The sequence below is a fragment of the Bradyrhizobium sp. CER78 genome, from assembly GCF_029846235.1.
Taxonomy (GTDB): domain Bacteria; phylum Pseudomonadota; class Alphaproteobacteria; order Rhizobiales; family Xanthobacteraceae; genus Bradyrhizobium.
This window is the reverse complement of sequence record NZ_JARVWP010000007.1, coordinates 247,599-263,848: the sequence shown is the minus strand read 5'-3', so window position 1 is coordinate 263,848 and position 16,250 is coordinate 247,599. Positions and strand designations below refer to the sequence as shown.

At 63.7% G+C, this 16,250-nt stretch carries 17 protein-coding genes; 10 read left to right on the top strand and 7 right to left on the bottom strand.

Annotated features, from left to right (window positions below; genetic code table 11):
- Position 1: 1 nt before the first annotated feature.
- The 3 genes from cpaB to QDT69_RS17850 all read right to left on the bottom strand — a co-directional run bounded on the left by cpaB (position 2) and on the right by QDT69_RS17850 (position 1,782).
- Positions 2-796 (bottom strand): Flp pilus assembly protein CpaB, encoded by a 795-nt coding sequence (gene cpaB, locus QDT69_RS17860; RefSeq protein ID WP_279707780.1) that lies wholly within the window; start codon positions 794-796, stop codon positions 2-4.
- A gap of 127 nt (positions 797-923) precedes the next feature.
- Positions 924-1,448: a prepilin peptidase gene (locus QDT69_RS17855; RefSeq protein WP_279707779.1), complete on the bottom strand. Its 525-nt coding sequence runs from the start codon at positions 1,446-1,448 to the stop codon at positions 924-926.
- 169 nt (positions 1,449-1,617) lie between these two features.
- Positions 1,618-1,782 (bottom strand): Flp family type IVb pilin, encoded by a 165-nt coding sequence (locus QDT69_RS17850; protein WP_050422174.1) that lies wholly within the window; start codon positions 1,780-1,782, stop codon positions 1,618-1,620.
- 278 nt (positions 1,783-2,060) lie between these two features.
- Between QDT69_RS17850 and QDT69_RS17845 the strand changes: the two genes are divergently transcribed.
- Positions 2,061-2,891, top strand: a complete 831-nt coding sequence (locus QDT69_RS17845) for a sterol desaturase family protein (RefSeq protein WP_050422242.1) — start codon at positions 2,061-2,063, stop codon at positions 2,889-2,891.
- 24 nt (positions 2,892-2,915) lie between these two features.
- Complete coding sequence (locus QDT69_RS17840) at positions 2,916-4,361, top strand: hypothetical protein (RefSeq protein ID WP_279707778.1); 1,446 nt, start codon at positions 2,916-2,918, stop codon at positions 4,359-4,361.
- 42 nt (positions 4,362-4,403) lie between these two features.
- Here the strand turns inward: QDT69_RS17840 and QDT69_RS17835 are convergent, their stop codons facing one another.
- Complete coding sequence (locus tag QDT69_RS17835) at positions 4,404-5,477, bottom strand: phosphatase PAP2 family protein (protein ID WP_279707777.1); 1,074 nt, start codon at positions 5,475-5,477, stop codon at positions 4,404-4,406.
- Between the two features lie 303 nt (positions 5,478-5,780).
- On the opposite strand from QDT69_RS17835, the gene QDT69_RS17830 reads away from it, so the two are divergent.
- The 3 genes from QDT69_RS17830 to QDT69_RS17820 all read left to right on the top strand — a co-directional run bounded on the left by QDT69_RS17830 (position 5,781) and on the right by QDT69_RS17820 (position 7,645).
- Entirely contained in the window at positions 5,781-6,287 is a 507-nt protein-coding gene (locus QDT69_RS17830) for a pilus assembly protein N-terminal domain-containing protein (RefSeq protein WP_279707776.1), read from the top strand.
- 171 nt (positions 6,288-6,458) lie between these two features.
- Positions 6,459-7,007 carry a pilus assembly protein gene (locus tag QDT69_RS17825; protein ID WP_279707775.1) on the top strand — a complete coding sequence of 183 codons (549 nt, stop codon included), beginning with the start codon at positions 6,459-6,461 and terminating at the stop codon, positions 7,005-7,007.
- Complete coding sequence (locus tag QDT69_RS17820) at positions 6,998-7,645, top strand: pilus assembly protein (protein WP_279707774.1); 648 nt, start codon at positions 6,998-7,000, stop codon at positions 7,643-7,645. The genes QDT69_RS17825 and QDT69_RS17820 overlap by 10 nt, the downstream gene beginning before the upstream one ends.
- A 138-nt stretch (positions 7,646-7,783) precedes the next feature.
- Here the strand turns inward: QDT69_RS17820 and QDT69_RS17815 are convergent, their stop codons facing one another.
- From QDT69_RS17815 to QDT69_RS17805, 3 genes are all read right to left on the bottom strand, one after another.
- Entirely contained in the window at positions 7,784-7,996 is a 213-nt protein-coding gene (locus QDT69_RS17815; RefSeq protein WP_016842648.1) for a cold-shock protein, read from the bottom strand.
- A gap of 268 nt (positions 7,997-8,264) precedes the next feature.
- Entirely contained in the window at positions 8,265-8,558 is a 294-nt protein-coding gene (infA, locus tag QDT69_RS17810) for a translation initiation factor IF-1 (protein ID WP_016842649.1), read from the bottom strand.
- A gap of 24 nt (positions 8,559-8,582) precedes the next feature.
- Positions 8,583-10,004 (bottom strand): DEAD/DEAH box helicase, encoded by a 1,422-nt coding sequence (locus tag QDT69_RS17805; protein ID WP_279707773.1) that lies wholly within the window; start codon positions 10,002-10,004, stop codon positions 8,583-8,585.
- 532 nt (positions 10,005-10,536) lie between these two features.
- On the opposite strand from QDT69_RS17805, the gene urtA reads away from it, so the two are divergent.
- From urtA to urtE, 5 genes are all read left to right on the top strand, one after another.
- The gene (gene urtA, locus QDT69_RS17800; protein ID WP_146989050.1) at positions 10,537-11,865 is read left to right on the top strand and encodes an urea ABC transporter substrate-binding protein; all 1,329 of its coding nucleotides are present in this window, start codon (positions 10,537-10,539) and stop codon (positions 11,863-11,865) included.
- A gap of 99 nt (positions 11,866-11,964) precedes the next feature.
- On the top strand, positions 11,965-13,575 hold the full coding sequence (gene urtB / locus QDT69_RS17795; protein WP_279707772.1) for an urea ABC transporter permease subunit UrtB: 1,611 nt from the start codon (positions 11,965-11,967) through the stop codon (positions 13,573-13,575).
- Positions 13,572-14,741, top strand: coding sequence for an urea ABC transporter permease subunit UrtC (gene urtC / locus QDT69_RS17790; protein WP_279707771.1), 1,170 nt, complete (start codon positions 13,572-13,574; stop codon positions 14,739-14,741). The genes urtB and urtC overlap by 4 nt, the downstream gene beginning before the upstream one ends.
- 4 nt (positions 14,742-14,745) lie before the next feature.
- Complete coding sequence (gene urtD / locus QDT69_RS17785) at positions 14,746-15,507, top strand: urea ABC transporter ATP-binding protein UrtD (RefSeq protein ID WP_146989055.1); 762 nt, start codon at positions 14,746-14,748, stop codon at positions 15,505-15,507.
- 2 nt (positions 15,508-15,509) lie between these two features.
- Positions 15,510-16,205, top strand: coding sequence for an urea ABC transporter ATP-binding subunit UrtE (gene urtE / locus QDT69_RS17780; RefSeq protein WP_279707770.1), 696 nt, complete (start codon positions 15,510-15,512; stop codon positions 16,203-16,205).
- Positions 16,206-16,250: the final 45 nt, after the last annotated feature.

The window sequence follows — 16,250 nt, the reverse complement described above, 5'->3', positions numbered from 1 at the left end:
GTCACTTCTGCATCGTTGCCTGGTTGGCAACGCCGAAGCGGATGACGTTGATCGTCTCACCGCGCCTCGTGTGGTTGTCGTCGATCCTGGTTTCGGGCGCGTTGTTGTCGGCGATGCTGCGCAGCGCCAGCGACAGGACGCCGCTCTGGCGCGCGCGCGCCAGCGTCTCGGTCTGTTCGGGCTTCAGCTCCAGCGTCACCGTCTTGCCGATCAGTGCGTTGGTGCCGTCCTTCTCCTTCGGCGCCTGGTCGATCGCAAGCACGCGGATATTGGTCAGGATCACCTCGGAGTTGACGATGTCGGCGCCGTTGCGGTCCGGATTCTTGTCGCGCTTCGACAGCAGGACGTCGACCCGGTCATTCGGCAGGATGAAGCCGCCGGCGCCGGTCTCGGGCGAGATTTCGGTCGATACCGCCCGCATGCCGGTCGGCAGGATCGCGGCCATGAAGCCGCTTCCGTCGGCCTTGACGAGCTTCTGCTCGCGAATCGGCTCGCCCTGGATGAACGGCGCGCGCGCGATCGAACCGGTGACGTCCTTGATCGCTTCGGCGTGGCTGTCCCTGCGCATGAAGCTGGCGCTGGCGGTTGCCGCCGGCCAGGTCTGCCACTGCAAATCTTCGGGCTTCACGGCCTGGCCGAGGCCGATGTCGGTTTTCGCGACCAGGATGTCGACGGTGGGCAGTTGCGCGACCGGCGGAGGCGGCGCCGGCTTGTCGTCGCTTCCGCTTGCCAAATAGAGCGCCGCTAGGCCGGCGCAACCTGCAATTGCCAGGACCAGAATGCGGGCCTTATCCATTACGCTTCACTTTCCACATGACGCCGCGACGCTGCCGCCGCCGTGATGGGAGTTGACCAGCTATTCGTCAAAGCATGGTTAATGAGGCGTATCTAAATCGCCTTAACGGGCGGTTACCGCTGCTTTCTCAGCGCAATGCGAAGTGCGCGAGATCAATGGTCTTGATCCAGTCCGTTTCCGGATAGATCAGCAGGGCGCCGAGGGCGAGTGCGATGCCGTAGGGGATGCCGGTTTGCTTGTCGTGCAGGCGGCTGAGCCAGGCCTGGGACGCGAGCGGGTAGGGCAGCGGCCATTGCCGGAGCTGCAGCAGCAGTACGGTCAGTGCGCCGCCGAACAGCGAGGCAAAGACCAGATAGTGGAGCAGATGCTCGAAGCCGAACCACAGTCCGGCCGCGGCCGCGACCTTGGCGTCTCCGCCGCCGACCCAGCCCATCGCGAACATGCCGAATGCGACCACCAGAACCAGCGCGCCCGCGCCGGCATGGCTGAGGATGTCGTGGACGCCCATCCCGGTCAGCGGCGCCAGCACGAAGAAGCCGGCCACCAGCGCCAGCGAGATCCGGTTCGGGATCGTCATGGTCAACAGATCGCTCGCCGCCGCAAAGGCCATCAGGGCCGGAAACAGTATCAAGCGTGCGATGTCGAGGATCATGGATTCATGCCGTCAAGCTGGTGCTGCGGTCGAGACCCGACGCTAGCGGCCAATGGTGAACAATCGGGAAAGGACCGCCGGCGCCCAGGCGGAGGCCGCCGCGGCCCCCGACAAATAGCAAAGGTCCCGGGGATGCCGGGACCTTTGATGCGAGTTCGTCGGAACCGGCTTACTTCAGCGAACCGGCGATCGTGCTGAAGGTGCCCGAGAGCTTGGTGCCGACGCCGTTGACTGCAGCGATGATCGCGATGGCGATACCGGTGGCGATCAGGCCGTATTCGATGGCGGTCGCGCCCGACTCGTCCTTCACGAAGCGCGAAACGAGGTTCTTCATAAGTAACTCCTGTGTGCACGTGGCTGGTCGAACTAGGTTTGGTCTCGCCGGCGTTCTCAGCACCGTGACCATTGCGGCACCCTACGGTTCGACAATTTCGGTGCAGTTAATTTGATCGCACAAACACAGTGGGAACCCGCACTTGTTGCGCACAGTAAATTTGGGATTAAGCGGTCGGTTCAAATTGCGGATTGTTGCTGAGGACCGCTGAGCTCACCTGTTCACGGCTCCTTAAGTGCACATCTGTACCCATGAGGCTTCCGTCGAATGAGGCCGTCATGCCCAGCCTTCCCTTTGAAGTCATCGAAATGATCGGCCAGACGATGATGAAGGTGGTGCCGATCACGATCGCGCTGGCGCTGTTCTTCACGGTGCTCACCCATTTCTGGGCCTGCAATCCCGGCAAGCCATGGTGGCAGAAGCGTGAGCTGGTCACCGACATCTGCTACTGGTTCTTCGTGCCGGTGTTCGCCCGCGTGCTGCGCATCGGGCTGCTGGTGGTGGGCGCGGCCGTGGTGTTCAACGTTCACGGCGCCGACGATCTGATCGCGTTCTACGAGAACGGGCACGGTCCGCTGGCGCAGCTTCCGCTCTGGCTGCAGTCCATCATCTTCCTCGTCGGCTCCGATTTCATGCTGTACTGGCTGCACCGGATGTTCCACCGCGGCGACTTCTGGAAGTACCACGCCATTCATCACTCCTCCGAGGATCTTGAATGGATCTCCGCAGCACGCTTCCATCCGGTCAATCTTCTGATCGGCACGATCACCGTCGACGTGATCCTGCTGATGGCCGGCATCTCGCCGAACATCATGCTGTGGGTCGGACCGTTCACCACGTTCCACTCGGCGTTCGTGCACGCCAACCTGAACTGGACGCTCGGCCCGTTCAAATATGTGATCGCGACGCCGGTATTTCATCGCTGGCATCACACCGGGCTCGAGGACGGCGGCGACACCAATTTCGCAGGCACGTTCCCGCTCTGGGATATTCTGTTCGGGACGTTCCGCATGCCCGAAGGCAAGCTTCCGGAAGATTACGGCGTCGATGCCGAGCAGGGCGTGCCGACCGAGATCGGCGGACAGCTGGCCTATCCGTTCCGGCAGTGACGCCGGTGGCCGCCGGGTGCCATCATGAGCGTTGAGACGGCGACCTTCTCGCGGGCGAGGGCCTCCGCGTTCGCCGAGATCCCGGCCTGGTTCTGGATGGCGTGCGGCGTTTACGCGCTGCTGCTGTTCGTCGGCGACCGGCTGCTCGCCGATTCCGATACCTACTGGCAGATTGTCGTCGGCCGCTGGATCCTCGACCACCGCACACTGCCGTCGGTCGACATCTATTCATTCACCAAGGCCGGTGCGCCGTGGGTGTCGTCGTCCTGGCTGGCGCAGGTCCTGTTCGCGAAGGCCTATGACCTCGCCGGGTGGACCGGCCCGGCGGCGCTGGCCGCGGCCTGTGCTGCCGCCAGCTTCGCGCTGCTGACCGCGATCCTCAGCCGCGCGCTGCCGGCGATCTATGCGAGCCTGATCGCCCTTGCGGCGCTGGTCCTGACCTCCGGACACCTGCTGGCCCGTCCGCATGTGCTGGTGATGCCCATCATGCTGGTCTGGGCGAACGGCCTGATGACCGCCAGCGAACGGCGCGATGCGCCTTCGCTCTGGCTGCTGCCGCTGATCGCTCTGTGGGCCAACCTGCATGGCAGCTTTCTGTTCGGCCTGGTGCTGGTCGGCGCATTTGCGCTCGATGCGCTGTGGAATGCCCTGCCGGCTCAAAGGTGGGCGCTGGCGCTGCGCTGGGCAGCGTTCGGCATCGGCGCGCTGGCGGCGTGCTGCATCACACCCTACGGATGGGGCTCGATCCTCGCCTCGCTGAAGATTTTGGGCCTCGGTGAATTGCTGCATCTCATCCAGGAATGGAGGCCGGCGACGTTCAGCGAGATCGACCCGTTCGCGCTGTCCATCCTCGGCCTGCTCGGCGCTGCGCTCTTTTACGGGGCGAGGTTGCCGCTGCCGCGAATCCTTCTGGTGCTGGGCTTGCTGCACATGGCCCTGTCTCACGTCAGAAATCTCGAGCTGTTCGCGCTGCTGCTGCCGCTCGCTGTGCTCACGCCGGTCGCAACCCAGTTCCGGCTGCGTGCCTCTTCTACCGTTCGCCCGAGGGCCGTTCCAGCCGCAATCCTCCTCGCCGGACTTTGCGCGTGGACGTCAGTTGCTGCGGCGCGTCAGGTCATATCGCCGCCGCCGATCTATTCGCCGGCTGCCGCGGTTGACGCGATGAAGGCGCACAACGTCAGGCGGCTGCTCAACGATCTGCAGTTCGGCGGATATCTGATCTGGCGCCAGGTGCCGGTGTTCATCGACGGGCGCGCCGAACTCTACGGCGAGACGTTCGGGATGGGCTTGGCCCGCGCGCTTCAGCTCAAGGACGTCAACGGTTTCCTCAGCCTGCTCGAGACCAATGATATCGATGCGGTGATGCTCGCTCCGGACACGCCGGCTTCCAGATTGCTGGATCATATCGGAGGATGGCAGCGGCTCTATGCCGACGATCGCGTGGTCGTTCACGTCCGCGCCGCCAGCTGAAGCCGTTGTAGTCTTACGACGTGGTCGCTGCGAAGTGGCAGCTTAAGTCCTGCTGACGGATGGCCTGGCAGAGCGACGAGCGATGAGGATGGCGGCAATGGTCAGGCCGCCGCCGGCCAGGACGTCGGCGAGGTGATGACCTCCCACGGGCATCGTCGCGACGATCATCGTTGCGTTCACGACGAACACGGGAACGACGAGCCAGCGCGTGTCGCGCGCAGCATAGATCGTCATCACGCCGAGCATGGTGTGAAACGAGGGAAAGCTGACGATGCCGTCGACCTTTGCCATGTCGACGGCCGACAGCGATCCGTCTCGCAGCATCGCGAAGGTCCGCCCGAACGTCCACATGTCGCCGAGCGCTGCAAAGTGCTCGTAGCTGTGCGGGGCGGGGTGGAAATAGGCGAACGCGCCCGCGGCCAGGATCAGCCACATGCCGATGCACAGCGCGACCGCGCTCAAGCTGAGGACGGCGATGAACTCCGCGAGCCGGTCGCCACGCCGTTGCAGGATCAGCCAACCAAGGACCAGCTGCGACAGCAGCCCGGTGCTTTGGTAGGCCGTCGTCAGCAGCGTCGCGACGAACGAATGCGAGTTTGTCGCGGCCAGGAAGGTCGGCCAGTCGAACCCCAGCAGATGATCGACGCCCGCCAGAACATCATCTCTGAGCGGCAGCTTCGATGCTGCGATCAGGTAGCTGAGCGTGCTGCCCGCGGTCAGCAGCGCGCTGATCGGCAGCAGCGCGCGCCAGAACAACTCGGTCATGAACAGGCCACGCCGCAACAGGGCGGCCGGACGTCGCTGATCGGCGCCGAGCCGATTGGACGCGATGGCGATGAATGCGGCCGCGATCGCGCAATATGCCATGCCTTGCAGTATCGTAATCCAGTTCGACGATGCGAACGAAAGCCCTGAATTTGGCAGCCAGACCACGTCGGCAAGAATGCATGCGACGATGCAGGACCACGCGATCGCCATGTGGCGCTGCGCGGCGTCACCGAAGTCGCTGAACATCATCCAGCGCGCCGCCGCGTCACGAATCCGAGCAGGGTCGGCAATCAGGCCGCGGGCGCCGGAATCGGCGGCGCGCTTTTCGATTCGTGATATCGACGACACGTGGTGCGCCCTGTGGTTGTGGCTGGCGCAGAAACTGCGTGGAGACTCTTAAGATTGGGATAACCGCGGAACGGGCGATTCGATCACGCGCCGCCGCTGCCGCAGGACGACCGCATCGACGACCGGGCATTTCCGGGCGAGGTCGCGGACATCAGGCTTGCCGGCTCGGGAAGTCGTGACATCCGCGCAATTCGGCGGTCGATTTTTGCTCTTCTTAAATGAATTGCCGTCAGATTTGCCTGCGTCGGGCGCCGGTCCGCTGCGTATCGCCTTTGCCGGCTTGTGAACGTCCCGGGGTAGAGTATGTCGTTTCAGTCCCAACGCATTCGCGCCGTCACGCGCATTGGATTCATCTCGCTGGCCGCAGCCCTGCTGCTGGGGCCCGCGCTCGCAACGGCTGCGCCGGATCCGGATCGGATTGCGGTCAATGTCGATCAGGCCAAGCTCGTCAAGCTGCCCGGCGGCATCGCCACGATCGTGGTCGGCAATCCCTTGATCGCCGACGTCACACTGCAGAATGGCGGGGTCGTCGTTGTGACCGGCAAGGGCTATGGCGCGACCAATTTCATCGCACTCGACCGCACCGGACAGGTGCTGGTGGATCGCCAGATCCAGGTCGAAGGTCCGACCGACCAGCTTGTCACCGTCTACCGCGGCATCGATCGCGAGACCTACAGCTGCATGCCGGTCTGTCAGCGCCGCATCACCCTCGGCGATGGCGACACCTACTTCAGGGCGACCATGGAACAGGCCGGTACGCTCAACAATCAGGCCACCGGCTCGGGCGGAGCCGCGAAGCCGCAGAACTGACGCGTGTCCGGTCCGGCGCCCCACGCGCCGGAGCCTTGGTCGATCGCAGGCCGTTCACCCGGGATGGTTAATGAAGACCTAACGGATCGGGTCGCTCTGTCTCGATCCGGCGAAATACTTCGACAATGACTCTTGGGTAGTTGTTGCCGCCATGTTGATCCGGGGTCGTTGATGCCGTTGACCGCTTTTGCCCGCCTCCTCCGTCGCTTTCGCCGAGACCGTCACGGTGTGACCGCGGTGGAATTCGCGATGGTCGCGCCGCTGTTCTTCGGATTGCTTTTTGCGATCATCGAAGTGGCAATGATCTTCTTCGCCAGCCAGGTGCTCGAGACGGTGACGCAGGATTCGTCGCGTTTCATCATGACCGGCCAGGCTCAGGGCTTGAGCTATACCCAGGCGCAGTTCAAGGCCTACGTCTGTAACAAGATCACGACGCTGTTCGACTGCAACAACGGCATCTACGTCGACGTCCGCAGCTATCCGTCTGCGACCGGCTTCAGCAGCGTCAACATCACGCCGATCACCGACCCGACCCAGGTGAAATGGTGTCCCGGCAAGGACGGCGACGTGGTGGTGGTCCGGCTGTTCTATCAGTGGCAGCTGTTTGTCACCCAGCTCGGCTTCAACGCTTCGAACCTGCCCAATGGCAAGCGGCTCCTGATCGCGACTGCGACGTTCAAGAACGAGCCGTCCGGAACCGCCGGGACCACGTGCTCATGAGCAAGGTCGTGAAAACCCTGCCCGCGGCCCTGCTGCGCTCCGTTGCTGCGCTCGCGCGTGACCGCCGGGGCCTTGCCGCCGTCGAGTTTGCCTTTGTCGTGCCGCTGATGCTGGTGATGTTCTTCGGCACCGTCGAATTCTCATCCGGCGTTGCGGTCGACCGCAAGGTCACGCTGATGGCGCGCGCCGCGTCAGATCTCACCTCGCAGGCGACGCAGGTGGTGGACGCCGACCTGCAGAACTTCTTCAGCGCCAGCGTCGGCATCATGACGCCCTACGATGCGTCGCCGACCAAGGTCACGCTGTCGGAAATCTACGTCGATAATTCGAACATCGCGCACATCCAGTGGAGCAAGGCCGGGACGATCGCCTCGGGCGCGACGCAGGCTACGGTGACGGCCTCGAGCCGCAGTCAGGGTGACATCGTGACCAGCGTCGTTCCGCCGGCGCTGCTGGTTGCGGATACCTATCTAATCTTCAGCGAGGTGAGCTACAAATACGTTCCGGCGGTCGGCTATGTGATGGCCAAGAGCGGCATCAATCTCAGCGACGTCGCCTATACAAGGCCGCGGCAGTCGCGTTGCGTGTTCTACGCTCCGACGTTAGCAACCATGCCGACGATCTGCTCGACATACTAATGATGCTTCGCGTTGGTCGCAGCGCTCCGGATCGCGGCGACAAGACGGCGATGCAGACAAAAAGGGCCGCACCCGAAGGTGCGGCCCTTGATGCTTTAACGACAATTTCCTGGAGCTGTGCGCTCCCGGGAAATCGGCTTATCCAGCGGCGCGCAGATTGTCGGCCGAGGATTTGCCGGAACGGCGGTCAGCAACGATCTCGTAGGAGATCTTCTGGCCTTCACGCAGAGTGCCAAGGCCGGCGCGCTCGACTGCACTGATGTGCACGAACACGTCGTTCCCGCCTTCATCCGGCTGGATGAAGCCGTAGCCCTTGGTCGCGTTAAACCACTTCACGGTTCCCATGCTCACGTGGGTAGTCCCTTCTCAGATATACAAGTTCAAGACCCGCTGATCGGCGGGGTGGTGAGATCGAATTTTTGGAAGGGTCGTCAGCGTCTGAACCGGCTGTACCGGTATTGGCTAATGTCGTCCGGCCGAAAATCGATGGGTAGGATATTATTCGATAGAAGCCTTCAAAACAATCCTGACGTGCGCGCTTTTTTTGGCCGGCGCAGCCGCCGGCCAATTGTTGCGCAGGACACCAGGACGTCATACGCGCAGCAGTTGCAATATCCGCTTATCGGCGGCGGAACTGGCCGCCGCGCTGCGCGCCGCCCCGTGGCGGGCCGCCGGGCGCGCCGCTCGGACGTTCGTCCTTGTGCCGAAAAATCAGGCGGCCTTTTTCCAGATCGTAGGGCGACATTTCGATCGTGACGCGGTCGCCGGCCAGCGTCTTGATGCGGTTTTTCTTCATCTTGCCGGCGGTGTAGGCGACGATCTCGTGCCCGGCGTCGAGTTGGACCCGGTAACGAGCGTCGGGGAGGATTTCGGTCACCAGTCCTTCGAACTGGATCAGCTCTTCCTTAGCCATATGGTTCTCCAGATCGAGCGACGGCTAGTGCTTCGGTCGGTTGTTGCGGTTGTGTTGCGGATTCGGCCGGCTCTCGCGATGCAAGAAGGCGACGCCCTGGATGCCTTCGCTGTTGCCGGCCTGCGACGGACGCGGCGACTCGCCCCGGTTCGTCTGCGGCGCGCCATTATTACCACCCCGACGGCGGCGGCGGCGAGGGCCTTTTGCGCCCGGAGCGGCCTCATTCCCACGGACATTGTGTGCGCGGGGCGCAGAGCGGCCGCCCCGATGCGGGTGGGTGGCCTGCGCCGGCGTCGCGGCCTCGCGGTTGCCGCCTTGTGTGCGGCGGTCTTCCCGCGGCACGGTAATCCGGATCAGCCGCTCGATATCGCGCAAATAGCCCATCTCCTCGGCGCCGGCGATCAGCGAGATCGCGACCCCGTCGGCACCGGCGCGCGCGGTGCGGCCGATGCGGTGGACATAGGTTTCCGGCACGTTGGGCAGGTCGAAATTCACGACGTGACTCACGCCGTCGACGTCGATGCCGCGGGCGGCGATATCGGTCGCCACCAGCGTGCGGATCTCGCCGGAGCGGAACGCCGCCAGCGTGCGCTCGCGGTGGTTCTGCGACTTGTTGCCGTGGATCGCATTGGCCTCGATGCCGGCCTTGGCAAGGCTCTTCACCACCTTGTCGGCACCGTGCTTGGTGCGGGTGAAGACCAGGGCGCGGTTGACCGGTTCCTGCTTCAGGAGCTGGGCGAGAACGGTCGGTTTGGCGGCGAAATCGACCTGAATCGCGCGCTGGGCGATCCGATCCACCGTCGAGGCCACCGGTGTCACCGCCACGCGGGCGGGGTCGCGCAGCATCGCTTCGGCGAGCTCGGCGATGTCCTTGGGCATGGTGGCCGAGAAGAACAGCGTCTGGCGCCGGATCGGCAGCTTGACGACGATTTTCCGGATGTCGTTGATGAAGCCCATGTCGAGCATGCGGTCGGCTTCATCGAGCACCAGGAACTCGACCTGGTTGAGCTTCAAACCGTTGCTCTGGACGAGATCGAGCAGGCGGCCGGGGGTGGCGACCATCACCTCGACGCCCTGCATCACGGCGCGGACCTGGCGGCCCATCGGCACGCCGCCGATGGCGAGCGCCGAGGACAGCCGGATGTGGCGGCCATAGGTGTTGAAGCTGTCGAGGATCTGCCCGGACAGTTCGCGGGTCGGCGAGAGCACCAGCACGCGGCAGCTCTTGGGCTGCGGGCGGATGCGGTTCTCCAGCAGCCGGTGCAGGATCGGCAGCGCGAAGGACGCGGTCTTGCCGGTTCCGGTCTGGGCGATGCCGACGACGTCACGGCCGGCAAGTGCGAGCGGGATGGTCTGGGCCTGGATGGGGGTTGGCGTGAGATAATTTTCTTCTCGAAGCGCGCGGGCGATGGGATCGGCGAGGCCGAAATCCTGAAAGGAGGTCAAAAGATGGTTCTTTCCATAAAAGCCGTCATCGTCCCGGCCAATGTCGGCCGGAATCGCATGAAGGCATTCGGGGACACCCGCGTGTCTGGGGCGTCAAGCTGGGTTAGCTGAAAGGCGAGCCAGAAGCCGCTTGGGGCAGCTTGAACACGCAGCTCGCGAAGGCACCGCGATGTCGCGGGCATGGCGACCATATGGACCAGGAACTGGGCGGTTTCAAGATGATATCGCCCGGATTAACGTGTCGAATGCGCCGAACCATCGCGCAATCTGTCACAAATCGCTGCCGGAAATTTAGCCAAAACAGCAGTTTTGCTTATAAAATAGTCTGACTGCTCTTTCAGCAGTCAATCTGGCGGCTCAATGTTTATGCAATCGATTTCCGTATTTGCCCGGAACTCATGAAATTATCCAGTTGGTTCATCGGCTTACGGTGTCCACGCACCGTGGCACAGTTCTTGCGATTCCCTTAACCGCAGGCGGCCATGCGGCCGTTTCGCAAGCGTTCACGCCTGCGTCAGGGAGACGACATTTCATGCTTACTCAGCTTACTCACGGAATAGCGACGATGACCCGCCGCCGCGCGCTTGCGGCGACGGCCGGCCTGGTTTTGGGCCTGGCAGCGTCCTCGCCCTTCGCGCCCGCGCAAGCGGCCGACGACACCATCAAGGTTGGTATCCTTCACTCGCTGTCGGGCACCATGGCGATCAGCGAAACCACGCTGAAGGACACCATCCTTTTCCTGATCGACGAGCAGAACAAGAAGGGCGGCGTGCTTGGCAAGAAGCTTGAGCCCGTCGTGGTCGACCCCGCATCGAACTGGCCGCTGTTCGCCGAAAAGGCCCGCGAGCTGATCACCAAGGACAAGGTTGCGGTCGTGTTCGGCTGCTGGACCTCGGTGTCGCGCAAATCCGTGCTGCCGGTGTTCAAGGAGCTGAACAACATCCTGTTCTATCCGGTGCAGTATGAGGGCGAGGAGTCCGAGCGCAACGTGTTCTACACGGGCGCTGCGCCGAATCAGCAGGCGATCCCCGCCGTCGACTATCTGATGAAGGAAGAGAAGGTGAAGCGCTGGGTGCTGGCCGGCACCGACTACGTCTATCCGCGCACCACCAACAAGATCCTGGAAGCCTATTTGAAGTCGAAGGGCGTTGCCCAGGACGACATCATGATCAACTACACGCCGTTCGGTCACTCCGACTGGCAGACGATCGTCGCCGACATCAAGAAGTTCGGCTCGGCCGGCAAGAAGACCGCGGTGGTCTCGACCATCAACGGCGACGCCAACGTTCCGTTCTACAAGGAGCTCGGCAACCAGGGCATCAAGGCGACCGATATTCCCGTTGTCGCGTTCTCGGTCGGCGAAGAAGAGCTCGCCGGCATCGACACCAAGCCGCTGCTCGGCCATCTCGCCGCCTGGAACTACTTCGAGTCGATCAAGACCCCGGCGAACGAGAAGTTCATCAAGGAGTGGCAGGCCTACACCAAGAACCCGAAGCGCGTGACCAACGATCCGATGGAAGCGCACTACATCGGCTTCAACATGTGGGTGAAGGCGGTCGAGAAGGTGAAGTCGACCGATCCGGACAAGGTGATCGACGCTCTCCCGGGCATCGAAGCACCGAACCTGACCGGCGGCACCTCGAAGATGCTGCCCAACCACCACATCACCAAGCCGGTGTTCATCGGCGAGATCAAGGGCAACGGTCAGTTCGACGTGGTCTGGAAGACCCCGGGCCTGGTGGCCGGCGACGCCTGGTCGAAGGAGCTCGAGGGCTCCAAGGACCTGATCGGCGATTGGGTCGGCAAGAAGTGCGGCAATTACAACACCAAGACCAACAAGTGCGGCGGCCAGGGCTCGTAATCGAGCGCTGCTGACCTAACGACACAACACAACCTTCCAACACCGGAGAAGGCGGCACCGCTCGCCGCCTTCTCCTCCCACTCCTGCCGGGGTACTGACGTGTTTGCCAATTGTATTGATCGCTTTCGCGCGCTTTGTCTCTCGTTCCTGCTGCTGAGCTGCCTTGCTGTGCCGGCGCTGGCCGGCCCGTTCGAGGATTCGGTCGCCAAATTCGCCAATGACGAGTTCTCCGACACCGAGGCTGCGATCGGCGAGGTCGCCGCATCGGGCAATGCGCTGGCATCGCCCATCATCAGCGCGCTGCAGGACGGCCGGCTGTCGGCCGATCCCGACAGCAAGAAGGTCTTCATCACGCAGACCGACGGCAAGATCGTCGACGCCACCACCGGTGCCGCCATCGACAAGCTGCCTGACAACGCCGCGGCCGTGCGGCTCAACAACCGCCTGCGTCGCACCGTGGAGGCCGCGCTTGGTGGCCTGACGCTGCTGTCGCCGGATCCGGCCAAGCGGCTCGCCGCGGCCCAGTCGGTGTTCAAGAGCCACGAGGAGAACCTGCTGCCGACGGTGGAGAGCGCGCTCGCCAAGGAGAGCGTCAAGCCGATCAAGCAGGCCTTCGCCGAGGCCCGCGCCGCCATCGTCCTGTTCAAGTCCGATGCGTCGGACAGCGACAAGCTCGACGCCGTCGCCGTGGTCAAGGCGCGCGGCGACCAGGAGGCGCTGGCGCTGCTCACCGGGCTCGGTGACCAGCCGCCGCTGGTTGCCAAGGCGGCCGCGAGCGCGGTGTCCTCGATCCAAAGCAATCTTGCGATGTGGTCGATGGTGCAGAATGCCTGGTATGGCCTGTCGCTCGGCTCGGTGCTGCTGCTCGCCGCAATCGGGCTCGCCATCACCTTCGGCGTGATGGGCGTCATCAACATGGCGCATGGCGAGATGGTGATGCTCGGGGCCTACACCACTTTCGTGGTGCAGGAGGTGATCCGCACCCGCTATCCCGCGCTGTTCGATTACTCGCTGCTGATCGCGGTGCCGCTCGCCTTCCTGGTCGCCGGCTTCATCGGCGTCCTGATCGAGCGCACCATCATCCGCTTCCTCTACGGCCGTCCGCTGGAGACGCTGCTCGCGACCTGGGGCCTGTCGCTGGTGCTGCAACAGGCCGTGCGCACCGCGTTCGGGCCGACCAACCGCGAGGTCGGCAACCCCTCCTGGATGAGCGGCGCCTTCGAGCTCGGCCAGATCACCATCACCTATAACCGGCTCTGGATCCTCTGCTTCACGCTCGCGGTGTTCGCGATCCTGCTCGCAATGCTGCGCTACACCGCGCTCGGCCTCGAGATGCGGGCGGTGACGCAGAACCGTCGCATGGCGGCCTCGATGGGCATCGCCACATCGCGCGTCGATGCGCTGACCTTCGGCCTCGGCTCGGGGATCGCCGGTATTGCCGGCGTGGCATTGTCGCAGATCGACAATGTCAGCCCGAATCTCGGCCAGAGCTACATCATCGACTCGTTCATGGTCGTCGTGTTCGGCGGCGTCGGCAATCTCTGGGGCACGCTGGTCGGCGCCTTCACGCTCGGCATCGCCAACAAGTTCCTCGAGCCGGTGGCAGGCGCAGTGCTCGGCAAGATCGCGATCCTGGTCTTGATCATCCTATTCATCCAGAAACGGCCGCGCGGCCTGTTCGCGCTCAAGGGCCGGGCGGTGGAAGCATGACGCCGCACATCCTGACCCGTTCGCTCGATCGCGCCGCGACCGCGTTTGTCCTGATCGTCGCCGCGGTCGGCGTGCTGATCCCGCTGTCGAACCTGCTGCTGCCGCAGGGCTCGATGTTCCAGGTGCCGACCTATCTGGTGGCGCTGTGGGGCAAATATGTCTGCTACGCCATCCTCGCGCTCTCGATCGATCTGATCTGGGGCTATTGCGGCATTCTCTCGCTCGGCCATGGCGCGTTCTTCGCGCTCGGCGGCTACGCGATGGGCATGTATTTGATGCGGCAGATCGGCAGCCGCGGCGTCTACGGCAATCCGATCCTGCCCGACTTCATGGTGTTCCTGAACTGGGACAAGCTGCCCTGGTACTGGTACGGCTTCGACAAGTTCGCCTTCGCGGCGCTGATGGTGCTCTTGGTGCCGGGCCTGCTCGCCTTCTGCTTCGGCTGGCTCGCCTTCCGCTCGCGCGTCACCGGCGTCTATCTGTCGATCATCACGCAGGCGATGACCTATGCGCTGCTGCTGGCGTTCTTCCGCAATGATTTCGGCTTCGGCGGCAACAACGGCCTGACCGACTTCAAGGACATCCTCGGCTTCAACGTGCAGGCCGAAGGCACCCGGGCCGCGCTGTTCCTGCTGAGCTGCCTGGCGCTGATCATCGCGTTCCTGATCTGCCGCGCGATCGTGACCTCGAAGCTCGGCAAGGTCTTGATCGCGGTGCGCGACGCCGAAAGCCGCACGCGCTTCCTCGGCTATCGTGTCGAATCCTACAAGCTGTTCGTGTTCACGCTGTCGGCCTGCATGGCCGGCGTCGCCGGCGCGCTCTATGTGCCGCAGGTCGGTATCATCAATCCAAGCGAGTTCGCGCCGGGCAATTCGATCGAGGCAGTCATTTGGGTCGCGGTCGGTGGCCGCGGCACACTGGTCGGGGCCGCGCTCGGCGCCGTCGTCGTCAACTACGCCAAGACGTTCTTCACCTCGGGGCCACTCGCGCCATACTGGCTGTTCATGCTGGGCGCGCTGTTCATCCTGGTCACGCTGCTGCTGCCGAAGGGCATCGTCGGCACCTTCAACAGCTGGTGGGAGACGACAAAGTCAAGGAACGGCTCTCCCGACGCCGACAGCGCCGCGCGCGAAGACGGTGTCGGCGCACCGAACCCGGCGGAGTAGGCAGATGAACGTCATGGATACCCGCGCCACTTCGGCCATGCTCTATCTCGACGGCGTGCACGTTTCGTTCGACGGCTTCCACGCCATCAACAATCTGTCGCTGACGCTGGCGCCCGGCGAGATGCGCGCCATCATCGGCCCGAACGGCGCCGGCAAGACCACGATGATGGACATCATCACCGGCAAGACCAAGCCGGACGAGGGCACCGTGCTGTTCGACGGCACCGTCGACCTGACCCGGCTCGACGAGACCCGGATCGCCGAGCTCGGCATCGGCCGCAAGTTCCAGAAGCCGACGGTGTTCGAGAGCCAGACCGTGCAGGACAACCTGCTGCTCGCCCTCAATGTCGATCATTCCGTGCGCGGCACGCTGTTCTGGCGCGGCAGCAAGGCCGAGTCCGAACGCATCGACAAGGTGCTCGAGACCATCCGCCTGACCGATGCGCGCAACCGGCTTGCCGGCAGCCTGTCGCACGGCCAGAAGCAATGGCTCGAGATCGGCATGCTGCTGGCGCAGGATCCGAAGGTGCTGCTGGTCGATGAGCCCGTTGCCGGCATGACCGACGTCGAGACCCATCTGACCGCGGAGCTGCTGAAGGAGATCAACCGCAACCACACCATCATGGTGGTCGAGCACGACATGACCTTCGTGCGCGAGCTCGGCGTCAAGGTGACCTGCCTGCACGAGGGCTCGGTGCTCGCCGAAGGTTCGATCGACCAGGTGTCGTCGAACGAGCGGGTGGTCGAAGTGTATCTGGGGCGCTAGCGATGCTGAAGGTCGACAACATCAACCTCTACTATGGCGCGGCACAGGCGCTGCGCGGCGTTTCGCTGACCGCGGAGCCGGGCAAGGTCACCTGCGTGCTCGGCCGCAACGGCGTCGGCAAGACCTCGCTGCTGCGCGCCATGGTCGGCCAGTATCCGATCGCCTCCGGCGCGATCAATTTCGACGGCAAGGACATCACCGCGCTGAAGCCGTATGAGCGGGCGCGACGCGGCATCGGCTTCGTGCCGCAGGGCCGCGAGATATTTCCGCTGCTGACGGTGGAGGAGAATTTGAAGACCGGCTTCGGGCCGTTGAAGCGCGAAGACCGCAACATCCCCAACGACGTGTTCTCGCTCTTCCCGGTGCTCGAGACGATGCTCGGCCGCCGCGGCGGCGACCTCTCCGGCGGCCAGCAGCAGCAGCTCGCGATCGGCCGCGCGCTGGTGATGCGGCCAAAGCTCCTGCTGCTCGACGAGCCGACCGAGGGCATCCAGCCCTCGATCATCAAGGATATCGGCCGCGCCATCTCCTATCTGCGCAACCTCGGCAACATCGCCATCGTGCTGGTCGAACAATATCTCGACTTTGCCTGCGAACTCGGCGACAGTTTTGCCGTGATGGACCGGGGCGCGGTGAAGTATGCCTGCGACCGCGCAAGCCTCGATCCTGCCGAGATCAGCCGCCAGATGGCGCTGTGAACAGGATGTGACGCCGCCCTTTGCGGTGTGCGTTAAGGGAGCGTC

Bases quoted from the DNA above. Each gene is read 5' to 3' on its own strand.
- QDT69_RS17840 (WP_279707778.1), top strand. From the start codon at position 2,916: ATGAGCGTTGAGACGGCGACCTTCTCGCGGGCGAGGGCCTCCGCGTTC.
- infA (WP_016842649.1), bottom strand. From the start codon at position 8,558: ATGGCTAAGGAAGAGCTGATCCAGTTCGAAGGACTGGTGACCGAAATC.
- urtD (WP_146989055.1), top strand. From the start codon at position 14,746: ATGAACGTCATGGATACCCGCGCCACTTCGGCCATGCTCTATCTCGAC.
- QDT69_RS17850 (WP_050422174.1), bottom strand. From the start codon at position 1,782: ATGAAGAACCTCGTTTCGCGCTTCGTGAAGGACGAGTCGGGCGCGACC.
- urtE (WP_279707770.1), top strand. From the start codon at position 15,510: ATGCTGAAGGTCGACAACATCAACCTCTACTATGGCGCGGCACAGGCG.
- QDT69_RS17845 (WP_050422242.1), top strand. From the start codon at position 2,061: ATGCCCAGCCTTCCCTTTGAAGTCATCGAAATGATCGGCCAGACGATG.
- cpaB (WP_279707780.1), bottom strand. From the start codon at position 796: ATGGATAAGGCCCGCATTCTGGTCCTGGCAATTGCAGGTTGCGCCGGC.
- QDT69_RS17830 (WP_279707776.1), top strand. From the start codon at position 5,781: ATGTCGTTTCAGTCCCAACGCATTCGCGCCGTCACGCGCATTGGATTC.
- urtA (WP_146989050.1), top strand. From the start codon at position 10,537: ATGCTTACTCAGCTTACTCACGGAATAGCGACGATGACCCGCCGCCGC.
- QDT69_RS17825 (WP_279707775.1), top strand. From the start codon at position 6,459: ATGCCGTTGACCGCTTTTGCCCGCCTCCTCCGTCGCTTTCGCCGAGAC.
- QDT69_RS17855 (WP_279707779.1), bottom strand. From the start codon at position 1,448: ATGATCCTCGACATCGCACGCTTGATACTGTTTCCGGCCCTGATGGCC.
- urtC (WP_279707771.1), top strand. From the start codon at position 13,572: ATGACGCCGCACATCCTGACCCGTTCGCTCGATCGCGCCGCGACCGCG.